Below are 4291 nucleotides of genomic sequence, written 5' to 3' on the forward strand. Positions count from 1 at the left end.
GGTGCATCAACAAAACCACTGCCCCAACATATTCCTCATCCCGTTAAAAGCCGAGTGTGTTCTCGACGAGCTTTCGGCTAATCCTCCCGCAAACAATTAATAACATTGATTTATCGCTTTCGATTAGCCCGGCGCTAAGGGTATGATTACCCCAGCAATCAGATGGTAAAGTCATCAGCAAGAATGACGAAGCCGGTGCTGTTCATGCGGTTGGTTGCCAACATAATTCCTATCAAAACGCATACAAGAAGGAAGGATATGAACAATCTCTCTGAAGAAGAACGTCAAAAAATTTTGCAAAGCTCACCGGTCGGCACTTGGGCGCTGATGTTGATAGTCGGCGGCGGCATGGTCGTGGCTTGGCTATTAATGTACTACGGTATATTTTTGCCTCGCGGCCATATTGGTTAAGGAGGCACTATGCATATCGATAAACTGGAAAAAAACTGGGCCGGTATCTCCTTGGGGATAGCCGGCTTATTTGTGACCGTCATTTTGGGGTCGGCGTTTTTTCACGGCATTCACGCGCCAAGCAACGTCGAAACGATAGACTCCGCCAAACTGCATTTATCCGCTGAATTCGCCGAAGATAAACTTGGGGTGGAACGCAATCCCAATGGTAGCGTCACCGTGCGCATGGTCGCTGGCCGTTACGGCTTTTATCCGAAAGACCTGACCTTGCCGGCGGAAACCGCGATTACCTTCCGCTGGGTAAGCCTGGACGTGATCCACGGCGTACATATGCCAATGACTAATATGAGCACGATGATCGTGCCGGGCTATGTCGCGCAAGTGAGCACCGTGCTGCATCACGCCGGCGACTATCCGCTGCTGTGTAACGAATATTGCGGCATGGGCCATGCGCATATGTGGAGCAATATCAAGGTGGTCAGCAAAGCGCAATGGGATGCGCTCAATACTCAAGGGGGAGCGAATCATGGATAACGTAGCGGAAAAAAAATTGGCGCTTACTCACTTCTGGGTGGCGTTCGGCGCTTTTGGGCTGGCTGCGGTGATGGGCTTGTATCAGGTCATCGAGCGTAGTGGCTTCTTCGGCTTTTTAGAATCACGGGAAGTGTATTATGCGTCGGTCAGCACCCACGGTGTGTTAATGGGTTTTGTGCTCACCACATTTTTCATCATGGGCTTTGGCTATTATGTGGCCAACACCACATTGAAATTGCCCGTCTGGAATAAGACTTTTGCTTGGACCGGCTTCGGCGTCGCGCTGACCGGCGTGGTACTGGCAGCCTTACCGCTACTACTTGGTCAAGCTTCAGTGCTGTTCACCTTTTATCCGCCGCTGATGGCCCATCCGATATTTTATATCGGCGCGACCTTGCTGGTTGTGGGTTCCTGGTTCTGGTGCGTGTCGATGATTGTGATGTACATGCAATGGAAAAAGGCCAATCCGGGGCAACCCGTGCCGCTGGCGATGTTCGCTACCACCGCCAATGCGATCCTGTGGTTATGGACCAGTGCCGGCGTTGCCGTGGAAGTGTTGTTTCAGTTGATTCCCTGGGCCTTGGGCTGGATCGATACTATCGATGCAGGGCTGGCACGCACCTTGTTTGCCTGGACCTTGCATCCCATCGTCTATTTCTGGCTGATTCCAACCTACACTGCGTTTTACACGCTGGTCCCCAAACAAGCGGGCGGTTTTTTGTTCAGCGACGAGATGGCCAGAGCGGCGTTCATTTTGTTGGTGGTATTTAGTTTGCCTATCGGCTTCCATCACTTGTATATGGATCCGGAACAAGCGCACGGCTGGAAAATCCTGCATGCCGTCGGCACTTTTGTGGTTACGCTACCGACGTTCATCACCGGCTTTACCGTCATAGCCTCGCTGGAAATCGCCGGGCGGCTCAACGGCGGCAAGGGCTTGTTCGGCTGGATTGCCGCCCTGCCCTGGAACAACCCGATGGTGCTGGCAATTATTCTGGGGTTGTTGATGTTGATCTTCGGCGGCTTCGGCGGCTTGGTCAACGCCAGTTATGCGATGAACGCGATGGTGCATAACACCGCCTGGATTTCCGGGCATTTCCATCTGATCTTCGGCGGCACCACCATCATCATGTACTTCGGTATTGCCTATTATTTCTGGCCGATTTTGACCGGCAAACCGCTGTTTTGCCCATCAATGGCCATTGCCCAACTGTGGAGTTGGTTTATCGGCATGGTCATCATGACCACCCCATGGCATATATTGGGCTTGCTGGGTCAACCACGCCGCATAGACAGCGTTAACTACAACAACCTATTAACCATTTCCTGGGAACCCTACGAGGTGACCATGATTTTCGGTGGTTTGATTCTGGTGGTTTCCGCCGGCATGCTAGTTTACAACCTGTATAAAACCCATCTCGGCAGCGAAAGCTATCAAGGCGAGGTGGAATATGCGGAACCGATACATGCGGTCAAGGACTTACCCGGCTATCTGAACAGCTTCACCTTATGGAACATCGTCATCGGCGTGTTCATGCTGATTGCGTTCGGCTATCCGATCCTGCAATTCTTCTTGATGGAAACCTTTGGTTCAGGCAGATGGGGGGTCTGATTATGAAAAAAATCATTCTAAGCGCAGCTTTATTGCTACCAAGCGCGGCGTTTGCACAGCCTTCCTCGCAAGTCGCCTGGACCGCTGATCAATTAAACTTCGTGAAAGCCGGCAACCCGCAAAAAGGCGCAGAACTGGCCAAGACTTGCAACGCCTGTCACGGCGAAAAAGGCATCAGTACCTCGGCGGCTTTCCCGTCACTGGCCGGACAATTGCCGACGTATTTGTACAAGCAATTGCAGGATTACGCCGACGGTAGCCGGGATAACGCGATGATGTCCGGTTTGGCTAAAACGCTCAGCAAACAAGACGCTGCCGATTTGGCGGTATGGTTCGGTTCGCAGACGCCGGCGTTCCAGTCAAAGACTGTCATGGTCTATGAAAAAGCCGAAACTCTGGTTAAAGGCGGCAGTAGCGAACGGGTGTTGCCGCCTTGCGAAGTGTGTCACGGCGGCGACGGCAAGGGTCAAGTGGTCGACATTCCAGCCCTGTCCGGCCAAAATGCGGATTACATCTCGGCCACACTGCATGCGTTTAAGGACGGTACACGTCGCAACGACATTTACAGCCGGATGCGCATCATTACGCAAACCTTAACCGACGAAGAAATCAGCGAACTGGGTTATTACTACCAAAACATCAAAAAATAGTAATATGCTTGGCTTGGGAGGCAAGGCTTTTGCCTCCCGCTTAAAGCCTTGCTCGAAGCGATAACATCCCCAACAACCCGGAATTGCACCTATGTCTGATCGCAACGAAACACCCGTTAAATATGCCTACAAAGGCGCTAATCTGATCAGTTTCGGCCTCTCGATCAAACTGCTGTTCACCGGCTATCTAACCACGATAGCCGCCGGTTATTTGATGGCATTAATCCAGATTTTGTTTACCCACGGCATGGCCGACGGCAAATTCGGTCTATCGATGGACGATATTGTTTACAGCTACTATGGCGACCGCTCCGGTTCGGTATTGGAATCCAAACTAAACGGTTCTATGAAATACAACGCGCCTGAACAGGAGCGCTTCAAAATCATTCAATGGGTCAGGGATGGGGGCGACGAAGCGGTTTACAACAAGGAAATTAAACCCATCGTCGAGCAATTTTGCACCGGCTGCCATGGCGCCAATGCCGGTTCGCTGCCTGATTTCACCAAGTTCGAAAACTTAAAAAAGCTGACAGAATCGAATGAAGGCGCAACCTTTCAATCGCTGACGCGACTGTCGCACATCCACTTGTTCGGTATCAGCTTCATTTTTATGTTTGTCGGTATCATTTTCAGCTTCAGTACCGGTGTGCCGTGCAAATATAAATACCCGGCTATTGTGATGCCTTATTTGTTTCTGCTGATAGACATCGCCTCGTGGTGGTTGACTAAACTCAATCCTCACTTTGCCTTGTTGGTACTTTTTGCCGGCGCCGGCCTAGGGGTATCCTTCGCGTTTATGTGGACCGTATCCATGTATCAGATGTGGGTATTGGGCGGAATTCTGAAACAATCGGACCGCCGTAATGCAATATTGCGTGAATAGAGGCTCAGTTAACCAGTTATGCCGCACAAAAAACAGCACCGCGTTACGCCACGAAACTCCAATGCAACAAGCACCACTCCAAAAAGAAATTTGACCCCAGCAACACAAGCAGCGAAGAATAATCGATGCAACCACTAGAACGCCAAGATTCAGAAGCCCTCCTGAAAGCACGGAGAATCATATCTGAGGGGCGAACTCTAC

General features: G+C 51.1%; 5 protein-coding genes. All 5 read left to right on the forward strand.

Annotated elements, in window-relative coordinates; genetic code table 11:
* Positions 1 to 258: 258 nt before the first annotated feature.
* The 5 genes from NP589_RS21190 (at position 259) to NP589_RS21210 (ending at position 4090) form a co-directional block, all read left to right on the forward strand.
* Positions 259 to 411, forward strand: a complete 153-nt coding sequence (locus NP589_RS21190) for a hypothetical protein (RefSeq protein WP_051669688.1) — start codon at positions 259 to 261, stop codon at positions 409 to 411.
* Between the two features lie 9 nt (positions 412 to 420).
* Complete coding sequence (locus tag NP589_RS21195) at positions 421 to 945, forward strand: cupredoxin domain-containing protein (protein WP_256608753.1); 525 nt, start codon at positions 421 to 423, stop codon at positions 943 to 945.
* Positions 938 to 2557 carry a b(o/a)3-type cytochrome-c oxidase subunit 1 gene (locus NP589_RS21200; RefSeq protein ID WP_256608754.1) on the forward strand — a complete coding sequence of 540 codons (1620 nt, stop codon included), beginning with the start codon at positions 938 to 940 and terminating at the stop codon, positions 2555 to 2557. The genes NP589_RS21195 and NP589_RS21200 overlap by 8 nt, the downstream gene beginning before the upstream one ends.
* Positions 2558 to 2559: 2 nt before the next feature.
* Positions 2560 to 3207 (forward strand): c-type cytochrome, encoded by a 648-nt coding sequence (locus NP589_RS21205; RefSeq protein WP_256608755.1) that lies wholly within the window; start codon positions 2560 to 2562, stop codon positions 3205 to 3207.
* A gap of 91 nt (positions 3208 to 3298) precedes the next feature.
* Positions 3299 to 4090, forward strand: coding sequence for an Aq_1264-related membrane protein (locus tag NP589_RS21210; RefSeq protein ID WP_256608756.1), 792 nt, complete (start codon positions 3299 to 3301; stop codon positions 4088 to 4090).
* Positions 4091 to 4291: the final 201 nt, after the last annotated feature.

It is taken from the genome of Methylomonas rosea (assembly GCF_024505055.1).
Classification (GTDB): domain Bacteria; phylum Pseudomonadota; class Gammaproteobacteria; order Methylococcales; family Methylomonadaceae; genus Methylomonas; species Methylomonas rosea.

Excerpts from the sequence above, each read along its gene's own strand:
- NP589_RS21190 (WP_051669688.1), top strand. The coding sequence starts at position 259 with ATGAACAATCTCTCTGAAGAAGAACGTCAAAAAATTTTGCAAAGCTCA.
- NP589_RS21195 (WP_256608753.1), top strand. The coding sequence starts at position 421 with ATGCATATCGATAAACTGGAAAAAAACTGGGCCGGTATCTCCTTGGGG.
- NP589_RS21200 (WP_256608754.1), top strand. The coding sequence starts at position 938 with ATGGATAACGTAGCGGAAAAAAAATTGGCGCTTACTCACTTCTGGGTG.
- NP589_RS21205 (WP_256608755.1), top strand. The coding sequence starts at position 2,560 with ATGAAAAAAATCATTCTAAGCGCAGCTTTATTGCTACCAAGCGCGGCG.
- NP589_RS21210 (WP_256608756.1), top strand. The coding sequence starts at position 3,299 with ATGTCTGATCGCAACGAAACACCCGTTAAATATGCCTACAAAGGCGCT.